The 26,639-nt window shown below is 63.2% G+C and carries 26 protein-coding genes; 14 read left to right on the top strand and 12 right to left on the bottom strand.

Annotated elements, in window-relative coordinates; all coding sequences use genetic code 11:
* Nucleotides 1-57: 57 nt before the first annotated feature.
* The 5 genes from VWZ81_RS17365 to tldD form a co-directional block, all read right to left on the bottom strand.
* Complete coding sequence (locus VWZ81_RS17365; RefSeq protein ID WP_416542501.1) at nucleotides 58-687, bottom strand: 3-oxoacid CoA-transferase subunit B; 630 nt, start codon at nucleotides 685-687, stop codon at nucleotides 58-60.
* A gap of 12 nt (nucleotides 688-699) precedes the next feature.
* Nucleotides 700-1,419 (bottom strand): CoA transferase subunit A, encoded by a 720-nt coding sequence (locus tag VWZ81_RS17360; RefSeq protein WP_340544649.1) that lies wholly within the window; start codon nucleotides 1,417-1,419, stop codon nucleotides 700-702.
* A 334-nt stretch (nucleotides 1,420-1,753) separates the two neighbouring features.
* Entirely contained in the window at nucleotides 1,754-4,441 is a 2,688-nt protein-coding gene (gene topA / locus VWZ81_RS17355) for a type I DNA topoisomerase (protein WP_416542500.1), read from the bottom strand.
* A gap of 113 nt (nucleotides 4,442-4,554) precedes the next feature.
* The gene (gene dprA / locus VWZ81_RS17350) at nucleotides 4,555-5,793 is read right to left on the bottom strand and encodes a DNA-processing protein DprA (protein WP_416542499.1); all 1,239 of its coding nucleotides are present in this window, start codon (nucleotides 5,791-5,793) and stop codon (nucleotides 4,555-4,557) included.
* Nucleotides 5,794-6,078: 285 nt separating this feature from the next.
* The gene (tldD, locus tag VWZ81_RS17345; protein WP_340544652.1) at nucleotides 6,079-7,500 is read right to left on the bottom strand and encodes a metalloprotease TldD; all 1,422 of its coding nucleotides are present in this window, start codon (nucleotides 7,498-7,500) and stop codon (nucleotides 6,079-6,081) included.
* A 199-nt stretch (nucleotides 7,501-7,699) separates the two neighbouring features.
* Between tldD and coxB the strand changes: the two genes are divergently transcribed.
* From coxB to VWZ81_RS17295, 10 genes are all read left to right on the top strand, one after another.
* On the top strand, nucleotides 7,700-8,539 hold the full coding sequence (coxB, locus tag VWZ81_RS17340) for a cytochrome c oxidase subunit II (RefSeq protein ID WP_416534684.1): 840 nt from the start codon (nucleotides 7,700-7,702) through the stop codon (nucleotides 8,537-8,539).
* A 122-nt stretch (nucleotides 8,540-8,661) separates the two neighbouring features.
* Nucleotides 8,662-9,603 carry a heme o synthase gene (gene cyoE / locus VWZ81_RS17335; protein WP_340544654.1) on the top strand — a complete coding sequence of 314 codons (942 nt, stop codon included), beginning with the start codon at nucleotides 8,662-8,664 and terminating at the stop codon, nucleotides 9,601-9,603.
* 1 nt (nucleotide 9,604) lies between these two features.
* Complete coding sequence (locus VWZ81_RS17330) at nucleotides 9,605-9,784, top strand: hypothetical protein (protein WP_014873724.1); 180 nt, start codon at nucleotides 9,605-9,607, stop codon at nucleotides 9,782-9,784.
* Nucleotides 9,784-10,371, top strand: a complete 588-nt coding sequence (locus VWZ81_RS17325) for a cytochrome c oxidase assembly protein (RefSeq protein WP_340544656.1) — start codon at nucleotides 9,784-9,786, stop codon at nucleotides 10,369-10,371. Before VWZ81_RS17330 ends, VWZ81_RS17325 begins: the two co-directional genes overlap by 1 nt.
* Before the next feature lie 24 nt (nucleotides 10,372-10,395).
* On the top strand, nucleotides 10,396-11,211 hold the full coding sequence (locus tag VWZ81_RS17320; protein WP_340544658.1) for a cytochrome c oxidase subunit 3: 816 nt from the start codon (nucleotides 10,396-10,398) through the stop codon (nucleotides 11,209-11,211).
* Between the two features lie 120 nt (nucleotides 11,212-11,331).
* Complete coding sequence (locus tag VWZ81_RS17315) at nucleotides 11,332-12,006, top strand: SURF1 family protein (RefSeq protein ID WP_416543218.1); 675 nt, start codon at nucleotides 11,332-11,334, stop codon at nucleotides 12,004-12,006.
* A gap of 4 nt (nucleotides 12,007-12,010) precedes the next feature.
* The gene (thrC, locus tag VWZ81_RS17310; RefSeq protein ID WP_416543170.1) at nucleotides 12,011-13,399 is read left to right on the top strand and encodes a threonine synthase; all 1,389 of its coding nucleotides are present in this window, start codon (nucleotides 12,011-12,013) and stop codon (nucleotides 13,397-13,399) included.
* Entirely contained in the window at nucleotides 13,396-14,658 is a 1,263-nt protein-coding gene (locus tag VWZ81_RS17305; protein ID WP_416540593.1) for a M16 family metallopeptidase, read from the top strand. The genes thrC and VWZ81_RS17305 overlap by 4 nt, the downstream gene beginning before the upstream one ends.
* Complete coding sequence (locus VWZ81_RS17300) at nucleotides 14,658-15,248, top strand: GNAT family N-acetyltransferase (protein ID WP_260105589.1); 591 nt, start codon at nucleotides 14,658-14,660, stop codon at nucleotides 15,246-15,248. The genes VWZ81_RS17305 and VWZ81_RS17300 overlap by 1 nt, the downstream gene beginning before the upstream one ends.
* Before the next feature lie 63 nt (nucleotides 15,249-15,311).
* Nucleotides 15,312-16,736 (top strand): FAD-binding oxidoreductase, encoded by a 1,425-nt coding sequence (locus VWZ81_RS17295; RefSeq protein WP_416543171.1) that lies wholly within the window; start codon nucleotides 15,312-15,314, stop codon nucleotides 16,734-16,736.
* An 18-nt stretch (nucleotides 16,737-16,754) separates the two neighbouring features.
* Here VWZ81_RS17295 and VWZ81_RS17290 read toward each other — a convergent pair whose 3' ends face one another.
* From VWZ81_RS17290 to VWZ81_RS17270, 5 genes are all read right to left on the bottom strand, one after another.
* Nucleotides 16,755-17,975: a CynX/NimT family MFS transporter gene (locus VWZ81_RS17290; protein WP_416543172.1), complete on the bottom strand. Its 1,221-nt coding sequence runs from the start codon at nucleotides 17,973-17,975 to the stop codon at nucleotides 16,755-16,757.
* A gap of 242 nt (nucleotides 17,976-18,217) precedes the next feature.
* Complete coding sequence (locus tag VWZ81_RS17285; RefSeq protein WP_416543173.1) at nucleotides 18,218-18,694, bottom strand: fasciclin domain-containing protein; 477 nt, start codon at nucleotides 18,692-18,694, stop codon at nucleotides 18,218-18,220.
* A gap of 218 nt (nucleotides 18,695-18,912) precedes the next feature.
* A complete protein-coding gene (locus VWZ81_RS17280) occupies nucleotides 18,913-19,452 on the bottom strand; it encodes an adenine phosphoribosyltransferase (protein ID WP_008563170.1) in 540 nt (179 codons plus the stop codon).
* Nucleotides 19,453-19,696: 244 nt separating this feature from the next.
* Nucleotides 19,697-20,572: an S-methyl-5'-thioadenosine phosphorylase gene (locus VWZ81_RS17275; protein WP_416543174.1), complete on the bottom strand. Its 876-nt coding sequence runs from the start codon at nucleotides 20,570-20,572 to the stop codon at nucleotides 19,697-19,699.
* A gap of 147 nt (nucleotides 20,573-20,719) precedes the next feature.
* Nucleotides 20,720-20,887, bottom strand: coding sequence for a hypothetical protein (locus VWZ81_RS17270; RefSeq protein ID WP_416543175.1), 168 nt, complete (start codon nucleotides 20,885-20,887; stop codon nucleotides 20,720-20,722).
* A 497-nt stretch (nucleotides 20,888-21,384) separates the two neighbouring features.
* On the opposite strand from VWZ81_RS17270, the gene VWZ81_RS17265 reads away from it, so the two are divergent.
* Nucleotides 21,385-23,025 carry a SulP family inorganic anion transporter gene (locus VWZ81_RS17265; protein WP_340544671.1) on the top strand — a complete coding sequence of 547 codons (1,641 nt, stop codon included), beginning with the start codon at nucleotides 21,385-21,387 and terminating at the stop codon, nucleotides 23,023-23,025.
* Nucleotides 23,026-23,125: 100 nt separating this feature from the next.
* On the opposite strand, the gene VWZ81_RS17260 is transcribed toward VWZ81_RS17265, so the two are convergent.
* Entirely contained in the window at nucleotides 23,126-23,767 is a 642-nt protein-coding gene (locus VWZ81_RS17260) for a CatB-related O-acetyltransferase (RefSeq protein ID WP_416543176.1), read from the bottom strand.
* Between the two features lie 9 nt (nucleotides 23,768-23,776).
* Complete coding sequence (locus tag VWZ81_RS17255; RefSeq protein ID WP_340544673.1) at nucleotides 23,777-24,382, bottom strand: flavin reductase family protein; 606 nt, start codon at nucleotides 24,380-24,382, stop codon at nucleotides 23,777-23,779.
* Between the two features lie 204 nt (nucleotides 24,383-24,586).
* Between VWZ81_RS17255 and VWZ81_RS17250 the strand changes: the two genes are divergently transcribed.
* From VWZ81_RS17250 to VWZ81_RS17240, 3 genes are all read left to right on the top strand, one after another.
* Complete coding sequence (locus VWZ81_RS17250; RefSeq protein ID WP_340546284.1) at nucleotides 24,587-25,096, top strand: GNAT family N-acetyltransferase; 510 nt, start codon at nucleotides 24,587-24,589, stop codon at nucleotides 25,094-25,096.
* Between the two features lie 86 nt (nucleotides 25,097-25,182).
* A complete protein-coding gene (locus VWZ81_RS17245) occupies nucleotides 25,183-25,962 on the top strand; it encodes an EcsC family protein (protein WP_416543177.1) in 780 nt (259 codons plus the stop codon).
* A gap of 130 nt (nucleotides 25,963-26,092) precedes the next feature.
* Nucleotides 26,093-26,626 carry a DUF1178 family protein gene (locus VWZ81_RS17240; RefSeq protein ID WP_416539351.1) on the top strand — a complete coding sequence of 178 codons (534 nt, stop codon included), beginning with the start codon at nucleotides 26,093-26,095 and terminating at the stop codon, nucleotides 26,624-26,626.
* Nucleotides 26,627-26,639 lie beyond the last annotated feature (13 nt).

The following is a 26,639-nucleotide window of genomic DNA, read 5'->3' as shown; positions in this document are numbered from 1 at the left end:
CCAGCGGAACTGGCGGGCCGTCTCATTCTATATGCTTTGGAACCAGCTTTGCGGCGATCAGTTGACGATGGTCGCCTCGGTGGCGGCGCGCAGCTCTTCCTCGCTAACGCCCTCGGCGGTCTCGACGATCTTCAGGCCACCCTCGACCACATCCAGCACGCCGAGATTGGTGATGATGCGGTCGACCACGCTCTTGCCGGTCAGCGGCAGGGTACATGCTTTCAGAACCTTGCTGTCGCCATGTTTGTTGGTGTGGTCCATCACCACCACCACACGGCCGACGCCTGCGACCAGATCCATCGCGCCGCCCATGCCCTTCACCAGCTTGCCGGGGATCATCCAGTTCGCCAGATCGCCGTTTTCGGCCACTTCCATCGCACCAAGGATCGCCATGGCGATTTTGCCGCCACGGATCATCGCAAAGCTCTGTGCCGAGTCGAAATAGGCGGTCTGCGGCAGTTCGGTGATGGTCTGCTTGCCGGCGTTGATCAGGTCGGCGTCCTCCTCGCCCTCAACCGGGAAGGGGCCCATGCCCAACATGCCGTTTTCCGATTGCAGCGTCACGTTGACGCCTTCGGGGATGTGGTTGCTGACCAGCGTCGGAATGCCGATGCCGAGGTTCACATACCAGCCGTCCTGCAGCTCCTGTGCCGCGCGGGCGGCCATTTGATTGCGGTCCCATGCCATGTCGCGGTCTCCTTACTTTGCTGCCGGGCGCGTGGTGCGCTGTTCGATGCGTTTCTCGTGATCGCCCTGAATGATGCGGTGCACATAGATGCCGGGCAGGTGGATCGAATCCGGGTCAAGGCTGCCGGTGGGGACGATTTCCTCAACCTCGGCCACGCAGATCTTGCCGCAGGTGGCGGCGGGCGCGTTGAAGTTGCGCGCGGTCTTGCGGAACACCAGGTTGCCGGTCTCATCCGCCTTCCAGGCCTTGACGATGGCGAGGTCGGCAAAGATGCCTTCCTCCATGATGTAATCCTCCATCGCGCCATCGGGGCCGGTGGGGAACTGCTTCTCCAGCTTGCCCTCGGCAATCACGGTGCCGACGCCGGTCTTGGTGAAGAAACCGGGGATGCCCGCGCCGCCGGCGCGCATACGTTCGGCCAGCGTGCCTTGCGGGTTGAACTCCAGCTCCAGCTCGCCGCTGAGATACTGGCGCATGAATTCGGCGTTTTCCCCGACGTAGGAGGAGATCATCTTTTTCACCTGTCGGGTCTGCAACAGGATGCCAATGCCGAAATCATCGACGCCGGCGTTGTTGGAGGCAAAGGTCAGATCCTTGGTGCCCGCATCCTTGATCGCCTGCAACAGCAGTTCCGGAATACCGCAGAGCCCGAACCCGCCTGCGGCGATGAACATGCCATCGTGCAGAACACCGTCCAGCGCTTCGGCAGCGTTGGAATAAACCTTCTTCATATCCATCTCCCTTGATCATCAGCCAGGTTGGCAAAGTTCTGACCTCCGCCGCAGGCAGAGTCAACGATACGGAGAAAGACAGGTATTTCTACGGAGCGGCCCGCGCCACGGGCCGCCCGGCGCTGCCGACGCCTGCGGCTGCATGCCCCCGGGCGCCGCGCCAGCGGCGCTATGCCCAACGGGTCGAGGTCCGTCGTCAGACGGGGCTGACCGGGCGGGAGCAGCTGCGATCGGGCCTCGGCACCAGACCGGGCCGACCGGGGGCGCTGATGGCCGCCGCAACAATGGTCGGGCGGCTGCCACAGGATCCCGATCCCGGCACCGGCGGAAAGGATCAGCCTTCGTCGCTGCTGGCTTCGGCGGCTTTCTTCTTGGTGGTCTTTTTGGTCGTGGTTTTCTTCGCGGGGGTCTTCTTTGCCGCCGCTTTCTTGGCCGGAGCCTTTTTCTTGGCACCGGATTTGCCGGCCTTCTCGCTGATCAGCTGCAGCGCCATCTCGACCGTCACATCCTTGGGCTCGACATCCTTCGGGAGGGTCGCATTGACCTTCTCCCATTTGACATATGGCCCGTAGCGCCCGTCCATGATGCTGATGGCACCGCCGCTTTCCGGGTGCTCGCCAAGCTCCTTCAGCGCCTTGGCTGCGGCGCGACGGCCGCGACCGGGGTTGGCGCGCTTTTCCGCCAGCATTTCAACCGCGCGGTTCATGCCGATCTCAAACACATCGAGTGTCTCCTTGAGATTGACATAGACCGGCTTGTCCTCATCCGGTTTCTGATGCGCGATATAGGGGCCAAAGCGGCCCAGATTGGCCTGAATCACGCCGCCTTCGGGATGTTGACCAACCTCGCGGGGCAGGGTCAGCAGGGTCACCGCCTGTTCCAGCCCGATCTCATTCGGGCCCCAGCCCGGCAGGAAGTCGCGCCCCTGTTTGGGCAGCGACGAACGCGGCGGCTTCTTGTTCTCGGGCGTCGCCTCGCCGCGCTGCACATAAGGCCCGAAGCGGCCGGATTTCAGGTGGATCTCATCACCGTCGTCTTCGCCCAGGATCCGCTCATAGCCTTCTGCACCCTCGCCGGAGATCGGGCGGGTGTAGTTGCATTCGGGATAATTGCCGCAGCCGACAAAACCGCCGGTGCGCGAGGTCTTGAGGTGCAGCTGGCCCGCGCCGCATTTGGGGCAGATACGCGGATCGCCGCCATCCTCGCGCGGGGGATAAAGCTGCGGCGCAAGTGCTGCGTCCAGCACATCCAGCACCTCGGTGATGCGCAGATCTGAGGTTTCGGCAATGGCTGCCGAGAAATCGCGCCAGAATTTGCCCAGAATATCCTTGTAATCGCGCTGGCCGGCGCTGACGTCATCCAGCTCGCCTTCCAGATTGGCGGTGAATTCATAGCCGACATAGGTGCGGAAGAAATTCAGCAGGAAGATGGTGACAATCCGGCCCTTGTCTTCGGGGAACAGGCGGTTCTTGTCCTTGCGGACATATTCGCGGTCCTGAATCGTGGTGATGACAGAGGCATAGGTGGAGGGGCGCCCGATCCCCAGCTCTTCCATGCGTTTGACCAATGTTGCCTCGGTGAAGCGCGGCGGTGGCTGGGTGTGGTGTTGCAGGCCCAGCACGGATTTGCTGTCGGAGAGGATGGCGGCACCGGTATCGGCCTTTTCCGCCTGTGGCCCCAGCGTGGGCGCGAACTTCAGCGCCTCGCCCTGCATGATCTGGGGCAGGCGCTTGTCGTCTTCGTCCACGACATCGTCGCGGCCCTCTTCATAGACCCGCAGGAACCCGTCAAACAGCATCACCTGACCGGTGGCACGCAGCACCACCTGCGCGTCCTTGGAGCCGATATCAACCGTGGTCCGTTCGAGACGTGCGCCTTCCATCTGGCAGGCGAGGGTCCGCTTCCAGATCAGGTCATAAAGCTTGCGCTGATCATCTTCGGAGACCTTCAGGCTCTTGGCATCGCGGCCCATCTCGGTGGGGCGGATACATTCATGCGCTTCCTGCGCGTTCTTGGCCTTGTTCTTGTAGATGCGCGGCGATGACGGCACATATTCGGCGCCGTAGCGTTTGGCGATTTCGGCGCGGGCCTCCTGCACGGCCTCGGGCGCCATGTCGATGCCGTCGGTTCGCATATATGTAATGTAGCCTGCCTCATAGAGACGCTGTGCTGCATTCATGCACTGCTTGGCGCCCATGCCGAATTTGCGGCTGGCTTCCTGTTGCAGGGTCGAGGTCATGAAAGGCGCGGAGGGGTTGCGGGAGGCGGGTTTAGCCTCGACCGACTGCACCACCATCTCGCGGCTGGCAACTGCCTGAACGGCGAGTTCGGCGGCGGTGGAATTGGCCAGGCTGTATTTGTCCAGCTTGTCGCCGCCCAGAACCGTCAGACGGGCTTCGAATTCCTGGCCGCGCGGCGTTGAAAGGCTCGCCTTTACCGACCAGTATTCCTGCGGGTTGAAGGCTTCGATTTCCAGCTCGCGCTCAACGATCAGGCGCAGGCAGACCGACTGCACGCGCCCGGCAGAGCGGGCACCGGGCAGCTTGCGCCATAGCACCGGCGACAGGTTGAAGCCGACAAGATAGTCCAGCGCGCGCCGCGCCAGATAGGCCTCGACCAGCGGCATATCCACCTGACGGGGGTTCTTCATCGCCTCGGCGACGGCTTCCTTGGTGATCGCATTGAAGGTGACGCGGCTGACGGCGGTGTCCTTCTTGATCGAGCGGCGCTTGGTCAGCGCTTCCTGCAGGTGCCAGCTGATCGCCTCGCCTTCGCGATCGGGGTCGGTCGCGAGGATCAGGGCGTTGTCGTCTTTCAGCGCGTCGGCGATGGCCTTGATGTGTTTGCGGCTGTCGGCGCCAACCTCCCAGGTCATCGCAAAATCATCGTCCGGTTCGACCGATCCATTCTTTGCAGGCAGGTCGCGCACATGTCCGTATGAGGCCAGAACCGTGTAGTCTGAGCCAAGATACTTGTTGATTGTCTTGGCTTTAGCTGGGGATTCTACAACAACAACGGGCATAAATTCGAAAACCTCTATGGGACGGGCTGCGGGCGCTCTATGGCGGGGCAACATGTGGGGTGCAAGGGGAGATTGTCAATCCGGCATCGAATGACCGGGGGCTGATGCGTCAATCAGCGCTGGGGCTTGGGCGTGGCCGTGCTGTCTGACGTCGCATCGAAATCACTGCGAACCAGCATTCCGCCCGCCGCGCGGGCCACGGCGCCGGACAGCTCCAGATCGGTGAGCGCCGGTGCCAAATCACGCGAGGGGATCGCCAGATCGCGGACCAGTTGATCCTCCGCCGTCGGGGCGGGGCCGAGCCGGTCGAGGATCTGTTGGTGCAGCGCTGCGGTGTCGCGCAGATTGCGCCGCTCCTTCGGTGGTGGCGGCAGTTCGGCGAGGCGGGCGCTGGCGGCGGCCTCCGGCGGTGGCACCGGGCGATCCGACAGTTCCGCCACCACACGGTGCGACAGATCCATTGGCGGCAGCGCCTCGATCACGTCCTGCGCGTTGCGCACCAGCTGGGCGCCGTCGCGGATCAGCATGTTGCAGCCAGCCGCGCGGGCATCAAACGGATGGCCGGGCACGGCCAGCACATCACGGCCCAGATCCAGCGCATCGCGCGCGGTGATCAAAGAGCCGGATTTGGCGGCCCCCTCGACCACCACCACGGCCTGCGCCGCCCCTGCGATAATGCGGTTGCGGGCCGGAAAATGCCGGGCTTTCGGTGACATGCCCGGCGGGTGTTCGGAGATCATCAGCCCCTGTTCGGCAATATCCCCGGCGAGGCGGGTGTTTTCGGTCGGGTAGATGACATCAACACCACCTGCCATCACCGCGCAGGTGCCGGTGCGCAGGGCCGCCATATGCGCGGCGGTGTCGATCCCGCGGGCCAGCCCGGAGATGATGCAATAGCCCGCTTCGCCCAGGTCCCGTGCCAGCGCGCGGGCCATGCGTACCCCCAGGGAGGAGGCATTGCGGGCGCCGACGATGGCGATGGTGGGCTGGTGCAGCAGGGCCGGATCGCCAACAGCCCAGAGCAGCGGCGGGGCGTCGCGCAGCGCGGCCAGATGTGAGGGATAATTGGCCTCACCAAAGCACAAAAGCCGCGCATTGGCGGCTTCTGCGGCCTTGATTTCGGCGAGTGCCGCATCGACAGAGCATGTTTCATACCCTTTAATGCCAGCGGCGCGTGCCATTTCAGGCAACGCGGATAGCGCGTTCTGCGCTGACCCATATTTCGCGAGGAGACGGTGAAACGTCACCGCGCCAACACGTCTTGAGCGCAACAGGCGGAGCCAGGAAATCCGAATATCTTCCGTGGTGGGTGGGAGTGGGGGGTGAGTGGAAGAATGTGCTTCTTCGGTCATCCTGCGCTCCGCCTTGTTGCAAGACTATGATTAGCTCTTGAGTGGTTAACAGGTGATGAACATAGAGAATTAAAGGCAATATTTTTAAAAAACTCAATTCTAACACGTTCTACTGCAAGTAAAATTTCGCAACCTTTGGGCGTTTGACCGTGCTGCGGGGGGCCTTGCAGGGCCGCTGTGAGGCCGCTGCAAATCGTAAAATCAACGAAAAATGCCGCCGAGTCGGCTGGTTAGCGACACGGCGGCGATTCTGATCTTAGGTCTGATGCGTATGGGGGGATGAGGTCAGGTGGCGGAACCGCCAACGGTCAGCCCGCCCATCAGGACCGTGGGTTGCCCCACGCCGACCGGCACCCATTGCCCCTGCTTGCCGCAATTGCCCATGCCGGGGTCCAGCGCCATGTCATTGCCAAGCGCGCGGATCTTGTTCAGGGCCGTGGCGCCATCGCCGATCAGGGTTGCCCCCTTCACCGGTGCGCCGACCTTGCCGTCCTTCACCCGGTAGGCCTCGGTGCAGGAGAAGACAAATTTGCCATTGGTGATGTCCACCTGACCGCCGCCAAAGCCGACTGCCCAGATGCCATCCTTGATGGAGGCCACCAGATCGTCCGGGTTGGCATCGCCGCCCAGCATATAGGTGTTGGTCATCCGTGGCATCGGCGCATGGGCATAGCTCTGACGGCGCCCGTTGCCGGTGCTCTCCACCCCCATCAGCCGGGCGTTCTGTCGGTCCTGCATAAAGCCGACCAGCTTGCCGTCCTCGATCAGGGTGGTTTTCTGGCTGGGGGTGCCTTCGTCATCAATGGTGATGGAGCCGCGTCGGTCCGGGATGGTGCCGTCATCCAACACGGTCACGCCCTTTGCCGCGATCTGCTGGCCCATCAGACCTGCGAAGGCCGAAGAACCCTTGCGGTTGAAATCGCCTTCCAGCCCATGGCCGATGGCCTCATGCAGGAGAATACCGGGCCAGCCGGGGCCAAGCACCACATCCATTTCCCCGGCCGGGGCGGGCACCGCCTCAAGGTTCACGCAGGCAATACGCAGCGCCTCGCGGACCTTGGCCTGCCAGTCTGCGGGCGCGACCAGACCATCCAGCCCGACGCGGCCACCGCCACCGGCAGAGCCGCTTTCGCGTCGACCGTCCTGTTCCACGATCACCGAGACATTGAGCCGGGTCATTGGGCGGACGTCCCGCACCCGGGTGCCATCGGCGCGCAGGATCTCCACCTCCTGAAGCGAAGCCGCCAGCGCGGCAGAGACCTGCACCACGCGCGAGTCCTGATCGCGGGCAAAGGCGTCGATCTCGCGCAGCGTCTCTACCTTTACGGCAAAGGGCATGGCGCCAATCGGATCATCCTCAGTATAAAGTCTGGTGTTGGTGCGCACCGGCGGCGGGGCCATGGTGCCGCCGCCATCGCCCACGGCGAGCCGTGCGGTCTCGGCCGCGCGCTTCAGACCGGAGATCGAGACATCGGTGGAATGGGCATAACCGGCCACCTCGCCATTGACGGCGCGCAGTCCGAACCCCTCGGCAGCGTCATAGCTGGCGTTGCGCAGCCGCCCATCGTCGAACACCAGCGCCTCCGACTTGCGCCGTTCGACGAAAATCTCGCCATCATCGGCCCCCGCGAGTGCCTGACGCAGCACCCCCAGGGCCTCGTCCTCGGGCAGGGTGGTTTCAAACGGGCGGAAGGCTGCGGTATCCATGGTTTGACCTCGGTTTTTTTGATCTAAATCAAGAAAGCGACGCTTTGACGCGAGCATTCCTCTTTAACTGCACGATGGAATATGATTTTTAGCAGCGTCAAAGACAACGGGTCCGGCGCGTTTTGTGGAATCAAACTTCCGACATAGGACGTCGGCGCAGGAATAACTCGATCAACCGATCAACTGATCAGGACATGACATGAAGAACGCTTTGATGCTTTCAGGCCTTTTTTCGGGCCTCTCGAGCCTTCCAGCTATCGCGCAAGACGGTCTGGAAACCATTGGCAAGCCGGTTGACGGCGGCCTCGGCTTCCAGCCCGCGGCGACCGAGCTTGCCGAAGGCATCCATTCTCTGGATTACATGATTCTGGTGATCATCACCGCTGTTTGTGTGTTCGTTGGCGGGCTGCTGCTCTATGCGATCTTGCGCTTTAACCGTCGCGCCAACCCGAATGCGGCGCAGTTCACCCACAACACGCCGATTGAAATCGCCTGGACCGTTGTGCCGATCCTGATCCTGGTCTTCATCGGGTCCTTCTCGCTGCCGGAACTGTTCCGCCAGCAGGAAATCCCCGAGGGTGACATCACCATCAAGGTGACCGGCTACCAGTGGTACTGGGGTTATGAATATGTCGACCACGAGTTCGGCTTTGAAAGCTTCATGCTCGCCAAGGAAGATCTGGCTGCCAACGGCTATGCCGAAGACGAGTATCTGCTGGCCACCGACACCGCCGTTGTTGTTCCAGTTGGCAAGACCGTCGTGATGCAGGTGACCGGCGCGGACGTGATCCACTCCTGGACCATCCCGGCCTTTGGTGTGAAGCAGGATGCGGTTCCGGGTCGTCTGGCCGAACTGTGGTTCAAGGCTGACAAGGAAGGCATCTACTTTGGTCAGTGCTCCGAACTCTGCGGCAAGGACCACGCCTATATGCCGATCACCGTGAAAGTGGTGAGCCAGGAGGCCTATGACGCCTGGCTGGAAGGCGCGATCGAAGAATACGCCGGTCTGCCCCAGTCCTATCAGGTCGCCTCCAACTGAGCGACACGACAGGCGCTTGCCTTCGGGCGGGCGCCGCCTAGCTATCACGTGAAATCGGATCGGGCCGCGCCACGTCGCGCGCCCGCTTTGGCAAAGATTGTTCACGATCAAAAGAGAGCACCATGACTGACGCAAGCATCAACGCCAGCACCGTCCAGCAGGGGGACGCGGAGTTCGGGGATTATTTTGCCCTGCTCAAACCGCGTGTCATGTCTCTGGTGGTGTTCACGGCGCTGGTGGGTCTGCTGGCCGCGCCGGTCGGGGTGCACCCTGTTATCGGTTTCAGCGCCATCCTGTTCATCGCCATCGGCGGCGGTGCCTCCGGCGCGCTGAACATGTGGTGGGACGCTGATATCGACCAGGTGATGAAACGCACCAAGAGCCGCCCGATCCCTGCGGGCAAGGTCGAACCGGGCGAGGCACTGGCGTTGGGGCTGGCGCTGTCGGGCCTGTCGGTGATCATGCTGGCGCTGGCGACCAACGTGTTTGCCGGGGCGTTCCTCGCCTTCACCATCTTCTTCTATGTGGTGATCTACACCATGTGGCTGAAACGGGCGACGCCGCAGAATATCGTCATCGGCGGTGCCGCGGGGGCCTTCCCGCCGGTGATCGGCTGGATTGCGGCGACCGGCAGCATGGCCGTTGAACCCTGGCTGATGTTTGCTCTGACCTTCATGTGGACACCGCCGCATTTCTGGGCGCTGGCGCTGTTCATGCGCTCGGATTATGACGATGCGGGCGTGCCGATGCTGACCGTGACCCATGGCCGCCGGTCGACCCGCAAACATATTCTGATCTACACCGCCCTGCTGGCCCTGCTGGCTGTTGGCACCGCCTTCTCCGGCGTTGGTGGCCCGATCTATCTGGTGGTGGCGCTGGTGCTGAACGCGCTGTTCCTGCATGGCGCCTGGAAGATCTCGCGCCGCGATGAAGACGACAGCGAGGCCGACAACTTCAAGGTGGAGCGCAGTTTCTTCAAGCTGTCGCTGCTCTACCTGTTCCTGCATTTTGGCGCGATCCTGGCCGAGGCGGTTCTGAAACCCTACGGATTGGGAGGCTGGTAATATGAGCCTGCGCAAAGAACATGAGCTGCACCAGAGACGTAAGGGACGCAATATCGGCGTCGGCGTTCTGCTGGGGTCTTTTGTGGTGCTGGTGCTGGCGCTGACCATCGTCAAGGTCACATCGGCGGGGTTCAAATTCCCGAACACCTCCGCCGCAGAGCAGAGTGAGGGGCAGGGCTGATGGCATTGCAGGGACCACAGAAAACCGTCGTACAGCTGGTTGGTGTTGTTGTCCTGATGGGCGGCCTCGCCTGGGCATCGGTGCCGTTCTATGACTGGTTTTGCCGGGTGACCGGCTTTGGCGGTGTGACGGGCGTTGCCGAGAAGGGGTCGGATACCGTTCTGGATCAGACCATCACCGTACGCTTTGACGCCTCCAAGGAACGCAACATGCCGTGGGAATTCACCCCGGTTGAGCGTGAGATGAAGATCAAGATCGGCGAGACAGGGCTGGCTTTCTACGAGGCCTACAACCCCACCGACCGCCCGGTCGCGGGTCAGGCATCCTATAATGTGACGCCTTATTCGGCTGGTGCCTTCTTTGAGAAAATTGCCTGCTTCTGCTTTGAGGAGCAGGTGTTGCAACCGGGGGAGCGGGTCGAAATGCCCGTGACCTTCTTTGTCGATCCCGAAATTGTCGAGGATCGTGACGGAAAATACGTGCATACGATCACGCTGTCGTACACATTCTATGAAATCGATCTGCCAGAAGGGTATGCCGCCCTTGAAACCGGTGATACAGCCGGGGCAGGCACAAACACGAACTAGGCCGCTTTGGTGAGGGACACTTAAATGGCGCACGCTAAAAATCACGACTATCATATTCTTCCGCCGTCGATCTGGCCTCTGCTCAGCTCGCTTGGCACGTTCATCATGCTGTTCGGTGCGGTTCTGTGGATGCACGGGATCACCGCCTATGCGTTCTGGGGCGGCTTTGTCATGGTGGTCTACAGCGCCTATGCCTGGTGGGCAGAGGTTGTCGCCGAGGCACGCCAGGGGGATCACACCCCGGTGGTGCGGATCGGCCTGCGCTATGGCTTCATCCTCTTTGTGATGTCCGAAGTGATGTTTTTCTTCGCCTGGTTCTGGTCGTTCTTCAAACATGCGATCTACCCGATGGAGACCTATGTCGGCACCGCCTATGCAGCGCCCGAGATCTACCCGGTCGATGCTTTCCACCTGCCGCTGATCAACACGCTGGTGCTGCTGCTGTCGGGCTGTGCGGTGACCTGGGCGCACCACGCGCTGGTTCACAACAACGACCGCAAGGCGCTGATCCAGGGTCTGGCCATCGGCATCGTTCTGGGCATCTTCTTCACCTTCCTGCAGGGCTATGAATATGCCCACCTGCTGCACGAAGGCTGGCAGTTCGGCGGCGATGAGTTCTACTCGAACTTCTTCATGGCGACCGGTTTCCACGGTTTCCACGTGATCATCGGCACCATCTTCCTGACCGTCTGCCTCATCCGCGCGATGAAGGGGGATTTCACCCCCGAGCAGCACGTGGGTTTTGAAGCCGCCGCCTGGTACTGGCACTTCGTTGACGTGGTCTGGCTGTTCCTCTTCGTGGCGGTCTACGTCTGGGGCACCGCCGGTCTCGCCCACTAAGGGCATCGCCCGAATTGTAACGGGTACAGGTTTAAGGTTTCGAATCCCGACCTGACCCCGTAAGACATGCAGCGCGCGGAGCCATGCTCCGCGCGCTTTCTCATTCGCAAGGACGGCGCGATGCGACGGTTGATCTTTCTCTCCCTTGTTGGCGGTCTGGGCCTCATGGCGCTGCTGTCGCTGGGGATCTGGCAGATCCAGAGACTGGAGTGGAAAGAAGACCTGCTTCAGACCATCGAGGCGCGCATCGCCGCTGCGCCGACGGCGCTGCCGCTGACCCCGACCGAGGAAGACGACCGTTACCGTGCCGTCACCGTCGGCGGTCGGATCGAGCCGGGCGAACTTCATGTCTTCTGGGTGACCAAGGCGGCAGAGACCGGCTATCGCATCATCGCCCCTCTGGTGACGGAGGAGGGCCGCCGCCTGCTTCTGGACCGCGGGTTCATTGCCTCCGCCGCCAAGGAGCGCGCGCGCGCGTTTGGTCCGGTCACGGTTACCGGCAACCTGCTGTGGCCGGATGAAGGCGACTGGACCACACCGGCCCCCGAAGTTGACACCAATATCCTCTATGCCCGCGATCTGGCCTATATGGCAGAGCGGCTCGACACTGAACCGGTGCTGATTGTGGCCCGCAGCGTCGCCCCAGATGCAGCGGTGACACCACAGCCGGTGACCACGGCGGGCATTCAGAACAATCACTTGCAATACGCGATCACCTGGTTTTCGCTGGCCCTTATCTGGGCCGCGATGACCACTTATTTCCTGTGGCGCTCGCGCCCCAAATCCGAAGGCTGAAGCGATGAAATATATCTCGACCCGGGGCCAGGCGCCCGAGCTGACCTTTGAAGACGCCATGCTGACCGGGCTTGCCCGTGACGGCGGTCTTTACGTGCCCGCGGAAATCCCGACCATGTCGAAGGATGAGATCGCGGCCCTTGCCGGTCTCTCCTACGAGGAGGTCGCCTTTCGCGTGATGCGCCCCTTCCTTGGGGATTGCTTCACGGATGAGGAATTCCGCGGCATCATCGCCCGCGCCTATGACGGCTTTGGCCACGCCGCCCGCGCGCCGCTGGTGCAGCTGGCGCCGAACCATTTCCTGCTGGAGCTGTTTCACGGTCCGACGCTGGCGTTCAAGGATTTCGCGATGCAGCTGATCGGCCAGCTGTTTGAAACCGCCCTGAAACGGCGCGGCGACAGCGTGACCATCGTCGGCGCCACCTCCGGCGATACCGGGTCGGCGGCGATCCAGGCCTTTGGTGGCTTGGATGCGGTCAATGTCTTTATCCTCTATCCGCATGGCCGGGTGTCCGAGGTGCAGCGCCGCCAGATGACCACGCCCACCGATGCCAATGTGCATGCGCTTGCCGTGGATGGTGACTTCGACGATTGCCAGGCCGCGCTGAAGGATATGTTCAACGACTTCGACTTCCGCGATGAGGTGAAACTGGCCGGCGTGAACTCGATCAACTTTGCCCGCGTGCTGGCACAGGTGGTCTATTACTTCACCTCCGCCGTGTCGCTGGGCGCGCCGGAGCGCAAGATCAGCTTCACCGTGCCGACCGGCAATTTCGGCGACATCTTTGCAGGTTTCATCGCCAAGCAGATGGGCCTGCCCATCGACAAGCTGGTGGTCGCCACCAACCAGAACGATATCCTGCATCGCTGCCTGAGCGGGCAGGGCTACCACAAGGGCGAAACCATTCCGTCGATCTCCCCGTCGATGGATATCCAGGTCTCGTCTAACTTTGAACGCGCGCTGTTCTATGCCTACGGGCAAGATGGCGCGGCAGTGGCTCAGCTGATGGAGGAGCTGAAGGCAGGCGGTTTCGAGGTGAGCCAGGGCGCCATGCAGGCCCTGCAGGAGCATTACGTGTCCGGTCGCTGCTCGGAGGAGGAAACCTCCGCCACCATCAAATCCGAACGCGCCGCCTCGGGCGAGCTGCTCTGCCCGCATAGCGCCATCGGCGTGAAAGTCGCCAATGAACAGCGTGACACATCGGTCCCGATGGTGACTCTGGCCACCGCCCATCCGGCGAAATTCCCGGCTGCGGTCGAGGCTGCCAGCGGCGTTCATCCGCCTCTTCCCCCGCGCATGGCAGATCTGTATGACAGATCGGAGCGGGTGACGCGGATCGCCAATGATCTGACCACTCTTGAGACACATATCAGAAAGCACATCGCGAATTGACAGTTCAACAGCACCAACTCGCCAACGGGTTCAGGATCGTCACCGAAACCATGCCGGGGCTGCAATCTGCCGCCATCGGCATCTGGGTGACCGCAGGCGGGCGGAACGAGCGGATCGAGCAGAACGGCATCGCTCATTTTCTTGAGCATATGGCGTTCAAAGGCACCAAGCGGCGCAGCGCGCTGGAGATTGCCGAGGCGATCGAGGATGTTGGCGGCTATATCAACGCCTACACCAGCCGCGAAGTGACCGCCTATTACGCCCGCGTGTTGCAGGAGGATGTACCGCTGGCGCTGGATGTCGTGGCCGACATCGTTCTGAACCCGGTGTTCGACCCGCGCGAGATCGAGATTGAGCGTGGCGTGATCCTACAGGAAATCGGTCAGGCGCTGGATACGCCCGATGATGTGATTTTCGACTGGCTTCAGGAAGAAAGCTATCACGATCAGCCCATTGGCCGCACCATCCTTGGTCCCGCCGAGCGGGTGCGGGCCTTTGGCCGCGAAGATCTGGAACGTTTTGTCTCGGAACATTATGGCCCCGGCCAGATGATCCTTGCAGCCTCCGGTGCGGTGGATCACGACGCCATTGTCAAACTGGCCGAAGAGCTGTTTGGCAAAATGCCCCCCAAGACGTTGATTATGCCCGCAGCGGCCAGCTTCACGGGCGGTGAGGCGCGCCATGAAAAGGCGCTGGAACAGGCCCATATCGCACTGGCGTTTGAGGGGCCGGGCTACCGCGACGATGCGATCTATACCGCGCAGATCTACTCCAGCGCACTGGGGGGCGGCATGTCGAGCCGCCTGTTCCAGGAGGTGCGTGAAAAACGCGGGCTGTGCTACACCATCTTTGCCCAGACCGGCGCCTATGCCGATACCGGCACGCTGACGCTTTATGCAGGCACCTCCGGCGATCAGCTGGACGAACTGGCCCAGATCACCATCGACGAGATGAAGCGCGCCGCCAGCGATATGAGCGACGCCGAGGTGGACCGGGCGCGGGCGCAGATGAAGGCGGGGATGCTGATGGGGCTGGAAAGCCCCACCAACCGCGCCGAACGGCTGGCCCGTCTGGTGCAGATCTGGGACAAGGTGCCGCCGCTTGAGGAGACCGTGGCGCGGATCGACGCGGTGACCACTGCCGATGTGCGCGCCATGGCCGAAGAGATGGCCCACCGCGCCTCGATGGCTTTGGCGCTCTATGGTCCGGTGGGCGACGCCGCCCCGCTGGCCGCTCTGCAGGAGAGGCGCGCGGCCTGATGTTGCTGACCGGACGCAAGGTGCGTATCGAGACCGAACGCCTGACCCTCAGGCCGCCGGTTCATGCGGATTTTCGCGACTGGGCGGCGCTGCGCCAGCACAGCCAGGGCTATCTCACCCCGTGGGAACCGAGCTGGGCGGCGGATCACCTGAGCCGCAAGAGCTTCACCAATCGGGTCTATTGGGCGCGCCGGGCGGTCAGCTCCGGTTCGGCGCTGCCGCTGTTCCTGATCCGGCGCAGCGATCAGCTGCTGATCGGGGCAATCACCCTCGACAATATCCGTCGTGGGCCTGCGCAGGCGGGCACATTGGGGTATTGGACCGGTCAGCCCTTTGCCCGCCACGGCTATATGCGTGAGGCGATCGGGGCCGTGGTGCATCACGCCTTTACCAAGCTGGACCTCAGCCGGATCGAGGCGGCCTGTCTGCCGGAAAACGCCGCCTCGCGCGGGCTGTTGGAGAGTGCGGGCTTCAAATATGAAGGTGTGGCGCAATCCTATCTGCAAATCAACGGGCGCTGGCGTACCCACGTTCTATATGCTTCCCTGCGCCATGACCGGCGCGGACGCACGCAGGTCGGCCAGGCCTGAGGCCGCGGCGCGCGCGGTCAACGCGAGGGCCGACCCCACAGCACGGCATTAGGAGAGATGCGTATGACCCTGAACCCTGCGGACACCGGTTTTGTCGACCATCTGCGCGCGGTGCTGCCTGCCGATACCCTGCGCCCGGCTGAACCGCGTTATCTGGAAGAGCCGCGTGGCCGCTATCACGGGCAGGCGGGGGTCATCGCCCTGCCGCGCAGCACCGACGAGGTCGCAACGCTGCTGCGGGCAGCCCATGCAGCCCATGTGCCGGTGGTGCCCTATGGCGGCGGCACCGGGCTTGTTGGCGGGCAGATCATGGGGGCCGGGGGGCCGGCGCCGTTGGTGATTTCGCTGGAGCGCATGACCGCCCTGCGCGGAGTTTACCCGCAGGAGAACGTTATCGCGGTTGAGGCGGGCATGATCTTGGCCGACGTGCAGCGCGCCGCCACCGAAGCGGGCCGACTGTTCCCACTGTCACTCGCCGCCGAGGGCACCGCCCGCATCGGCGGCACCCTGTCGACCAATGCGGGCGGCGTCAATGTGCTGCGCTACGGCAATGCCCGCGATCTCTGTCTGGGGCTGGAGGCCGTGCTGCCAACCGGCGAGATCTGGCAGGGCCTCAGCCGCCTGCGCAAGGACAACACCGGTTATGATCTGCGCAACCTGCTGATCGGGGCCGAGGGCACGCTGGGCATTATCACGGCCGCGTCGCTGAAACTCTCCGCGATTCCGGCCGAACAGGGCACCGCGATGCTGACAGTGGCCTCGCCCGCGGCGGCGATTGATCTGCTGGCGATGGCGCGGGACCAGCTGGGCGAGACGATCAGCGCCTTCGAACTGATCCACCGGCAGGGGCTTGAGTTCCTGCGCGAAACCCTGCCAGATCTGCGGCTGCCCTTCGGCGACCTGCCGGACTGGTGCGTGCTGATTGATCTTGGACTGCCGCAGGGCAGCGCCCCGCAGGATGCCTTGGCGCAGCTGTTTGAGACGGCGCTGGCAGCGGGGCTGAGCAGCGATGGCGTCATCGCCCAGTCTGAGGCGCAGCGGCAGGCGCTATGGTCGGTGCGCGAACATATCCCGGAAGGCAACCGCCGCATCGGCTCGGTCTCCAGCCATGATATCTCGATCCCGATTTCGCGCATCCCCGATTTCATTGTCGAAGGTGGCAAGCGTCTGGCGGCCCTGGGAGATATGCGGATCAATTGCTTTGGCCATCTGGGCGACGGCAATCTGCATTACAATGTCTTTCCGGCGCAGGGGCGGGACCGCAGCGCCTATGAGCATCTGCGCGACGAGGTGAAACGCTGCGTCCATGATCTGACCCATGATTACGGCGGCTCGGTCAGCGCCGAACATGGTATCGGGCGGCTGAAGGTCGCCGATCTGGCGCGATATGGCGATCCGGTCAAACTGGCGGCAATGCGGGCGATCAAACAGGCGCTTGATCCGCATGGCATCATGAACCCCGGCGCGGTGGTGCCACTGGCAGATTAGGCAGTGGTGGTACCGTCGTTAGGCCAGTTGCATCCGGGGCCGCGCCGGTCGGCTGCGCATCAGCAGCAGCACCATGATCGCGATGTTGAGCCCGTTCCACAGGATCCCGTTCACAAAGGCCAGCTGATAGGACCCGCTGACGTCGTAGATCCAGCCGGACATCCAGCCTCCCAGCGCCATGCCGAGGATGGTCATCATCATTACGAAACCAACTCGCGTTCCGGCTTCTTCCGGGGGCATGTATTCCCGCACCACCAGCGCATAGCTGGGGACGATCCCGCCCTGCGCCAGGCCAAAGATGGCGCTGACCAGATAAAGCGAGACCATGCCGTCATAGGGCAGGTATAGAAACAGCGCGATACATTGCAGGATGGAGCCCACCAGCAGCGTGCGTACGCCGCCGAACCGATCCGCGACCAGCCCCGAAATCACCCGGCTGACCACGCCGCCGAGCAGCATCAGCGACAGCATCTCGGCGCCCACCGTGGGGCCGTAGCCCAGCCCGACGCAATAGGCCACGATATGGACCTGCGGCATCGACATGGCGACGCAGCAGCCAATACCGGCCAGCCCCAAAACCCACTGGAGCTGGCGCGGAGAGAGCCCGGCCCGGGCCGCGTTGCTGGCGGATGCGGCTGCGCTGTGGCCCAGGGCGTCCACCGGGATGCGCCGCCGCAGCACCACAGACAAAGGCACGACCACCAGCAGCGTGACCATTGCCAATGTGGCGTAAACGCTGCGCCAGCCGCTTTCGGCCAGCATATCGGCAAGGGCGGTCGGCCAGATCGCCCCGGAGAGGTAGTTGCCACTGGCCACCAGCGCCACCGCGATGCCGCGCCGCCGCTGGAACCAATGCGAAATATCGGCGATCAGCGGACCAAACCCCGCTGCCGTGCCAAGCCCCAAAAACAGATGCGCCGCCGACAGCCAGAGCATATCCGGCGCCAGCATCGCCAGCCCGTAGCTCACCGCACTGAGCGCCGCCGCCGCGCAGAGCGCCAGCGTGATGCCAAACCGGTCTACCAGACGGCCAATCACCAGATTGCCAACGGCAAAGCCGATCATCGTCAATGTATAGGGAAGCGACGCCGCCGCACGGCCTGCGCCAAACTCGGCTTCGACCGCAGGCATCACCACAATCACCGCCCACATGCCGACATTGGCGACGGTGGCAATGGCCAGCGTCACCAGAAGTCTGGTCCAGGAGTAGCGGCTGTCGAGGATTGCGGATGTAGACATGTCGGCACGCTAGGAGACGCGCCGACATGCTGCAACGATAATAACGCCTGTTACCGGGGGAGAGAGGCCTAAAGGCTGCTGTTGTTGCAAAGGGTCTCGGCAGCGACGTCTCGGGCCGCCGCTGCCGATGGTGGCGCTGAGGCATCCCGCGATCCGAAAGGAAAAAGATCGCCGGGCTGCGTTCACGCCACCTGTGGGTGGTGGCCGCGCGAACCGCTTCGCTGGCCGACCCACCCGTAGGCTCAGGGCATGATCACGGTATCAATGACGTGAATGACGCCGTTTTCAGCCTCAATATCGGCGGTCACCACCTTGGCCTCATCGACCATCACGCCGCTGTCCAGATCAATGGTGATTTCGCTGCCCTGAACGGTGGCGGCCTTCATGTCATCGACCAGATCACCGGACATCACCTTGCCCGGCACCACGTGGTAGGTCAGGATCTCGATCAGCTTGTCCTTGTTTTCAGGCTTCAGCAGTTCTTCGACGGTGCCCTCGGGCAGGGCGGCAAAGGCGGCATCGGTCGGGGCAAACACGGTGAAGGGACCGTCGCCTTTCAGGGTGTCGACCAGGCCAGCAGCTTCAACTGCGGCGATCAGGGTCGAGAAATCACCGGCACCCGCAGCCGTGTCGACGATGTCCTTTGCGTGACCACCGGCAAAAGCCGAGGTGGTCATGGCGAGCGTGGCGGCGGCGGTCAGAAGTGTCTTGCGGATCATGAGTACAGTCCTCTGTCTGGGTTACCTGCCTGTGTCGGCATTGTCGGTATTACGGCGAGGTCTGCGGTTTGGATCTGGCGGGTTTCCGCCACCTGCATGTTGACAAGAAAAGCGCGCCGCCTAAGCCGCGCGCTTTTAGAATTTCCACTCACAATTATGTGATTGAACGCTGGATGCTCTTTGCAATCAAGGGGTGATCCAACCCTATTTGCAGAGGCTCAGGCGCCTTCGAATTCGCAGAGCACGGTGACATCCATGCCCAGATCTTCGAGCACCTTGCGGCCGCCAAGCTCCGGCAGGTCGATGATGAAGGCACAGGAGACGATCTCACCGCCAAGCCGCTCGATCAGCTTGATGCCCGCCGCCGCGGTGCCGCCGGTGGCCAGAAGGTCATCGACCACCAGAACCTTCTCTCCGGGCTGGATCGCGTCGTCATGGATCTCCATGATCGCCTCGCCATATTCCAGCTTGTACTCCTGGCTGATGGTGGTGCCGGGCAGTTTGCCCTTTTTGCGGATCGGCACAAAACCGACGCTTAGCTGGTGGGCGATGGCGCCACCAAGGATGAAACCGCGCGCCTCAAGCCCGACAACCTTGTCGATCTGCTCGCCCGCATAGGGGTGCAGCATCTGGTCGATTGCCATGCGAAACCCGCGCGGATCGGCAAACAGCGTGGTGACATCGCGGAACATGATGCCCTCATGGGGGAAATCCACGATGGTGCGGATGTAGTCTTTGACAGCAGTCTTGCGGGCCATGGGGTGTCCCCTTTTTGGTCGTCTGGAATGGGTCGTCTGATCTCTGGCGCCTGCGGCCCCTAGCGGGCGACGCGACCAATGATATGTCGCTGATGCTCTTGGCGCAGGCAAGGGGGCGGATGGGGTGGCTGCTCTCAAGCGGCGCGGCTGTGGCCTTTCGGAACCAGCGGCGGAGGCGATAATCAACCGTTACCAGACCGGGCGGTCGGTATGCCGAGGCCGCCTCGGCGGCCCCGGCAGCCGGTCAGCCCAGAACCCGTGCGGCAACCGCATCCAGTTTGGCCAGAAGCGCGGCATCGCGTTTTTCCGGCGCCGTCATGATGGCATGTTCCAGCGCGCGGTCGCAGCCATGCGGGCAGGCCTCGCGGGTCGCCCCCAGCAGCGCAGGCAGCCGCTGCACCAGCGCACGGCCCTTGGCGGAATTGCCGGTCAGGGTGGCGATGATGTCGGTGATCTCCACCGCGCCATGATCCGGGTGCCAGCTGTCGAAATCCGTCACCATGGCGATGGAAGCGTAGCAAAGCTCAGCCTCGCGGGCGAGCTTGGCCTCCGGCATATTGGTCATGCCGATCACGTCGCAGCCCCAGCTGCGGTACATCTTGCTTTCGGCCATGGAGGAGAACTGCGGCCCTTCCATACAGAGATAGGTGCCGCCGCGATGCACATTGATGCCCGCGTCCCGCGCCGCGGTCTCTGCCGCATCGGACAGCCGCTCGCAGGTCGGATGGGCCACGCTGACATGCGCCACGCAGCCGGTGCCGAAAAAGCTCTTGTCGCGCGCGAAGGTGCGGTCGATGAACTGATCGACAATGACAAAATCCCCCGGCGCCATCTCCTCGCGGAAGGAGCCGCAGGCGGAGATCGAAAACACATCCGTGACGCCGAGCCGTTTCAGCGCGTCGATATTGGCCCGATAGGGCACTTCGGTTGGCGAATGCACATGGCCGCGCCCGTGGCGGGGCAGGAAGGCGATTTTCACACCATCGAGGTCGCCGGTCAGGATCTGATCCGAGGGCGCCCCCCAGGGCGTCTCAACCGAGACCCATTCTGCGTTTTGCAGCCCGTCGATGTCGTAGAGGCCCGAGCCGCCGATGACGGCAATCATTGTTTCCTGTGTCACGTGTTCTGTCCCCTGAAACTGGTCCTTGTCGTTCTGCCCGAGGAGGCCCCGGTTTGACAAGCGCGACGGGGCATTTGATTGCTGCCGCCCTGTGGGCGGTAGCAAGGCCTTCGGCGAGAGTATTTGGAGAAAGATGACAGGCGGGCGCTATTCGCGCCGGATGATCCCGGTCAAAGCCGCCGCGCCAAGGGCGGTGACGATCCAGCCTGCAAAGGTGAAGATCCAGCGTGCCCACCACAGGATCACACCCGCCGGGCCACGGGTGGTGGAGGGTGCCCAGGCCTCGGTCTGGCCGAAGTCGATGATCGGAACCACGACGTCGGCGGCATAGGCGATCGCTGAGAAGCTTTCCCAGTCGCGGCCGGGAATTTTGTGATCACTTCAATGACCGGCGGGCTTCGCAGATCGCTCACCGCGGATGTGAGGGTTCAGATCGCACATAACACGATCTGGTGAAGCTCGAGAGCTGGCGGCGATGCGCTTTTCATCTGCTGGGGAAAGCTCGCCTTCCTGCATCGTCCTTAAATCCGTTATCTTGTTGGCGCCTTGCATCACATATTCCCCAATTCCAATGAGAGGACCGTCCGATGGATTGTGGGCCAATCAAAGCGAGGCGAGTGGTTGAGTGCTGCTAAACGCTTAAGTTTAATGTCAGCAGCGCTGCCGCAATGTTTCGCGTGCGAAACATTTGGACAGGAGGGCTGACCTGTTGGGCGCTGAGCGGGCGGTAACGGGGGCTGCCCTTGCCCCACTGGCGGAATTCCGCTAGGGGCGGGCGCTAACGATACCCTTTCCCGATCACAGGTGACCCCATGACCCGCGGCATTATGGCGACGCTCGCCAAACAGATTTCACCGCCCAATCTCTCCATCATGCAGGACGAGGGCTTTACCGTGGGCCGTGTGCGCACCGAATTGCTGTCGGGCCTGACCGTGGCGCTGGCGCTGGTGCCGGAGGCGGTCGCCTTTGCCTTTGTGGCGGGCGTGCACCCGCTGGTGGGGCTTTATGCGGCCTTTATGGTCGGGTTGATCACCGCGGTGTTCGGCGGGCGGCCCGGGATGATCTCGGGTGCGACCGGCGCGCTGGCGGTGGTGATGGTGGCGCTGGTGGCGCAGCACGGGGTGGAATACCTGTTTGCCACCGTGGTGCTGATGGGGATCTTGCAGATCTTTGCCGGTGTCATGCACTGGGGGAAATTCATCCGGCTGGTGCCGCATCCGGTGATGCTCGGCTTTGTGAACGGGCTGGCGATTGTGATTTTCCTGGCGCAGCTGACGCAGTTCAAGGACCCGGACAATACCGAGGCCTGGCTGGCAGGGTCGCAGCTGATCATGATGCTGGGGCTGGTGGGGCTGACCATGCTGATCATCTGGGGCACACCCAAGATCACCGCCATCGTTCCGGCGCCGCTGGCCGGGATCGGCATCGTGGCGGCGCTGGTGATTGCGCTGGGCATTGACGTGCCGACGGTGGGCGATATGGCCTCGATCAAGGGCAGTTTCCCCTCCTTCCACAATCCGTTTGGCACGGGTGAAGGCCTTTACGGCACCGCGCTGGCCCCCTTCACGCTGGAGACGCTGTGGATCATTCTGCCCTATGCGGTGATCCTCGCGGCGATCGGCCTGATCGAGAGCCTGCTGACGCTGAACCTGGTTGGTGAAATCACCGGCAAGCGGGGCGGGGCAAGCCAGGAATGTATCGCGCAGGGGGCCTCCAACGTGGTCACAGGCTTCTTTGGCGGCATGGGCGGCTGTGCGATGATCGGCCAGTCGATGATCAATGTGAAATCCGGCGGTCGGACGCGGATTGCTGGCATTGCTGCGGCGCTGTTCCTGCTGGCGTTTATCGTGGTGGCCTCGCCGCTGATCGAGCAGATCCCGCTGGCGGCGCTGGTGGGCGTGATGTTCATGGTGGTGATCGGCACCTTTGCCTGGAACAGCTTCAAGGTGATGACCAAAGTGCCCATGATGGACGCCTTTGTCATTGTGCTGGTGACCGTGGTGACGGTGATGACCGACCTTGCGATTGCGGTGGTTGTGGGCGTGATCGTCTCGGCGCTGGCCTATGCCTGGAACAACGCCCGCCGCATCCACGCCTATACCCGCGAATCCGCCACCGACAAGGGCGCCAAGGTCTATGAGATCGAGGGGCCGCTGTTCTTTGGCTCGACCGACGGGTTCATCGAGCTGTTCGATGTAGCGAATGACCCGGATCATGTGATCGTGGACTTTGCCCGCAGCCGGGTGGTGGATCAGTCGGCGCTACAGGCGATCGAGGCGCTGGCGGGCAAGTATGAGGCCGAGGGCAAGGCGCTGGTGCTGCGGCATCTGAGCCGTGATTGCCATCAGCTTCTGACCAAGGCCGGGCATCTGATGGTCGATAGTGACGATGACCCTGACTATGCGCTGGCGGTGGACTACTCGGTCAAGACCGGGATCCTGGGGGGCCACTAAGCTGTCCCGTGGCATCTGAAAGAAGAAACCCGCGACACCATCGGCGTCGCGGGTTTTCTCGTTTTACGGTGATTGAACGGCGCTCTTGGGCAAAGCTTGGTCAGTCAGGTGCCAGGGTCTCCAGCATGTCGAGGTCACCGGACAAGAGCGCAGGTTCAGCGCGCGAGATCAGGTCGGCGGGCCAGTCCCACCATTTCAGACCAAGCAGGCGCGCGATCTGCGGTTTGGTGAAGCGGTAGCTGTGGACGGTGCCGGGGTTGCCGGTCACGATGGCGTAGGGCGGGATCGACCCGCGCACCACCGCACCGGCACCGATGATGGCGCCATCCCCGATCCGCGCCCCCGGCAGGATCATCGCGCCATAGCCGATCCAGACATCATTGCCGATCACCGTGTCGCGGGTATCGGGCTGAAATCCGGTCATCTGCGTCTGATCGAACACCGGGAAAGGATAGCAGCTGAGCCCGTCCTGCGCGTGATTGGCAGAGGCGGTGATGATGCGCACGCCCTCGGCGATCTGGCAGAATCTGCCGATCACCACCCGCTCGCGCGATCCGGCAAAGAGATAGGGCGCCAGACGGCTGGCCCAGTCCGACGGCGGTTCAAAGGCGGAGGCATAGGTGAAGACGCCGATGGAGAAATTCGGGTGATCAATCGCCTCCGACAGCATCACCGTGCCGGCATGGGCGCTGCCATCGGGCAGGGTGATCGGATGGCGTTTCTTTGGGTCGGGTAACGGCATTTCTGGGCCTCATTCATCCGGGCGGGTGAGGGAAAACAGATCCCGCACCACAGAGTAGTCACGGTAGCCAAGGCGCGCCAGCGGCTGGAAGCGGGTCACATCGAAAGTTCCGTCGATCAGGCAGCTGTCGTCGAGATGGACGCCGACCACCTCACCAAAGACCACCTTGTTGGCGGTGCCGGGAAGGGTCACGATCTGCGTCAGGCGGCATTCCAGCGCAGCCGGGGCGGCGGCGACACGACCGCAGGGAATGGTTTCGCAGGCGGCCATCTCCAGACCCGCGTGGGCAAATTCATCCACCCCTTTGGGCAGGGCTGCGGAACTGGCGTTCATTGCATCCCGCAGCGCGTAGGAGACAACATTGACGCAGAACACGCCGGTTTCGGCGATATTGGCCACGCTGTCCTTGGTGCCGTCCTGATCGTCCTTGGCCGAGGTGGAGGCAAACATCACCTGCGGCGGTTCATAGGCGACGGCATTGAAGAAGGAATAGGGCGCCAGATTGTTGGTGCCATCGGCCGCACGGGTGGAAATCCAGCCAATGGGGCGCGGGGTGACAATGGCGTTGAACGGGTTGTGCGGCAGCCCGTGGCCGCTCTCGGGTCGGTAGAACATATGCTGGTCTCCAAGTCTGAGCCGGGCCGGTAGCCTGCTGGTATTGCTTGCGGATCCGGCTGCCGGGGTTTGCCCAAGGCTTACGCCCGTGTTAGGGCGATGACCAGCCTGCGTGAAGAGTTTGCAGCGCGCTGTGGGGCAAATCCCTCGGTGGTGCTGGGTTGGTCAGCGGGCGGTGACGGCGACGGGCGTGGAGGCGGGCGCGTGATTGAGTTGAAGGCAGAGCAGCCCGAGGACCGCTGGGAGGTCGAGGCGCTATATGACCTGTGCTTTGCGCCCGGTCGCGAGGCGCTGTCGTCCTATCGTTTGCGCGACGACGTGCCGCCGGTCAGCGGGCTGAGCCAGGTGGCGCGCGATCAGGGCGGTATTCTGGCCGGGGCGATCCGCTTCTGGCCGGTGCGGATTGGTGAGGCGGGCCTGCCGGCGCTGCTGCTGGGGCCGGTGGCGGTTCACCCGACCCATCAGGGCGAGGGGCTGGGCGGCGCCCTGATCCGCGACAGTCTGGCCAAGGCGGAGGAGCGCGGCTGGAGCAGGGTGCTGCTGGTGGGCGATGCGCCGTATTACCGGCGCTTTGGGTTTTCGCTGCTGCCCGCGGTCGAGATGCCGCCGCCGACCAACCCGGAGCGGGTTCTGGGTCTGGATCTGGCGGCTGGCGGCTGGGCCGATGTGCGCGGCAGGGTTCTGCGCTGGAGCGGGCCGCAGATCCCCGGCTGATCGGGGTGGATCGCAGGCGCAGGTCACCGAGATCTTGAAATACGGGCCGGGAAGACAAACATTTTTTTGGCAACATGAGGTATGCCATGACCGAGATCCTGACCCCTGACACTGCCCTGACCACGCCGCTGGACGCTGCTGCCGTGGAGGCGGAGCTGGAGGCGCTGGCCAAGCGTTACCGCGCCGCCGGTGGGCTGGGCATCCAGATCCTGAACCTGCTGGGCGGCTCGGTTGACGGGCTGCTGGACAAATTGCCTGCGCCGGTGCGGAGCCGGTTGAACGGCGCCACCGAGCAGGCGCTGCAACTGGCGATGCAGGGGGCCAGCGGATCGCGCCGGGTGGTGCCGGATCAGCCGGCGGCGGTCAACCGCGCGGTCAGCGCCGCGATGGGCGCGGCGGGTGGTATGGGCGGTTTGCCCGGAGCATTGGTCGAGCTGCCCGCAACCACGGCCTTCCTGCTGCGCAGTATTCAGGGGGTGGCGGCCGAAGAAGGCTTTGACCCGGAGGCCGAGGGCGTTCGCTTTGACTGTATCCGGGTGTTCGCAGCTGCCGGTCCGCTGGCGGCGGATGATGGCGCGGATCTGGGGTTCCTGTCACTGCGGCTGGGGCTGACCGGGGGGGCGGTGCAGAAACTGATCGCGCAGGTGGCCCCCCGTTTCAGCATGGCTCTGGGGCAGAAACTGGCCGCGCAGACTCTGCCGGTGCTGGGGGCCGTGGCCGGGGCCACGACCAATTTCGTCTATTCGGGCTATTATCAGGAAATGGCGCGGGTCCATTTTGGTCTGCGTCGTCTGGCGGTGGCGGCGGATCAGCCACATGAGACATTGGTTGCGCGCCTGCAGGACCGGTTGCTGGCACCACGGTAGCAACCCGCCCTCCGAAGGCGGTTGCCGATCTGCGGCGGTCTGATGTGGAACAGCGGCAGCCGGCGCTTCTGCCCTTGCACTTGTGGGGATTGCAGATTTAATCATCCCCTCCTGATGAAGAGTGATGACGATGATACAATACGCTCTGAAATGCGCTGAAGGACACAGTTTTGACAGCTGGTTCCAGTCGGCAGCCGCTTTTGACAAGCTGGCAGCGGCGGGGATGGTGGCCTGTGCGCAATGTGGATCCAGTCAGGTGGAAAAGGCAATCATGGCGCCCCGCGTGCGCCCCGGCCGTACGGCGGTTTCGCCGGTCGGTGAGGCAGAGTCGCGTGCCGCTGCGGGGGCTGTCGCGCCGCAGCAACCTGCACCACAGGCGGCTGGAGCGCCGGGCGCGCTGCGGGCGGTCCCACCCGGTGCGGGGGCGCTGAGCACCCCATCGGGAGAGCTGGAGGCTGCGGTGGCGGAGCTGCGGCGCAAGGTTGAGAAGAATTCAGATTACGTCGGTAAGGATTTCGCCAATGAGGCGCGCGCCATGCACCTTGGTGATGCGCCGGAGCGGGCGATCCACGGTGAGGCCCGACCGGAAGAGGCGCGGGCGCTGATCGAGGAGGGCGTGCCGGTGCTGCCGCTGCCCTTCCTGCCCAATAGAAAAACCAATTGAAGGAAGAGCATGT

It is taken from the genome of Phaeobacter sp. JH20_34 (genome assembly GCF_048056095.1).
In the GTDB taxonomy this organism is placed as follows: Bacteria; Pseudomonadota; Alphaproteobacteria; order Rhodobacterales; family Rhodobacteraceae; genus Phaeobacter; species Phaeobacter bryozoorum.
This window is presented reverse-complemented; position numbering and strand designations above follow the sequence as displayed.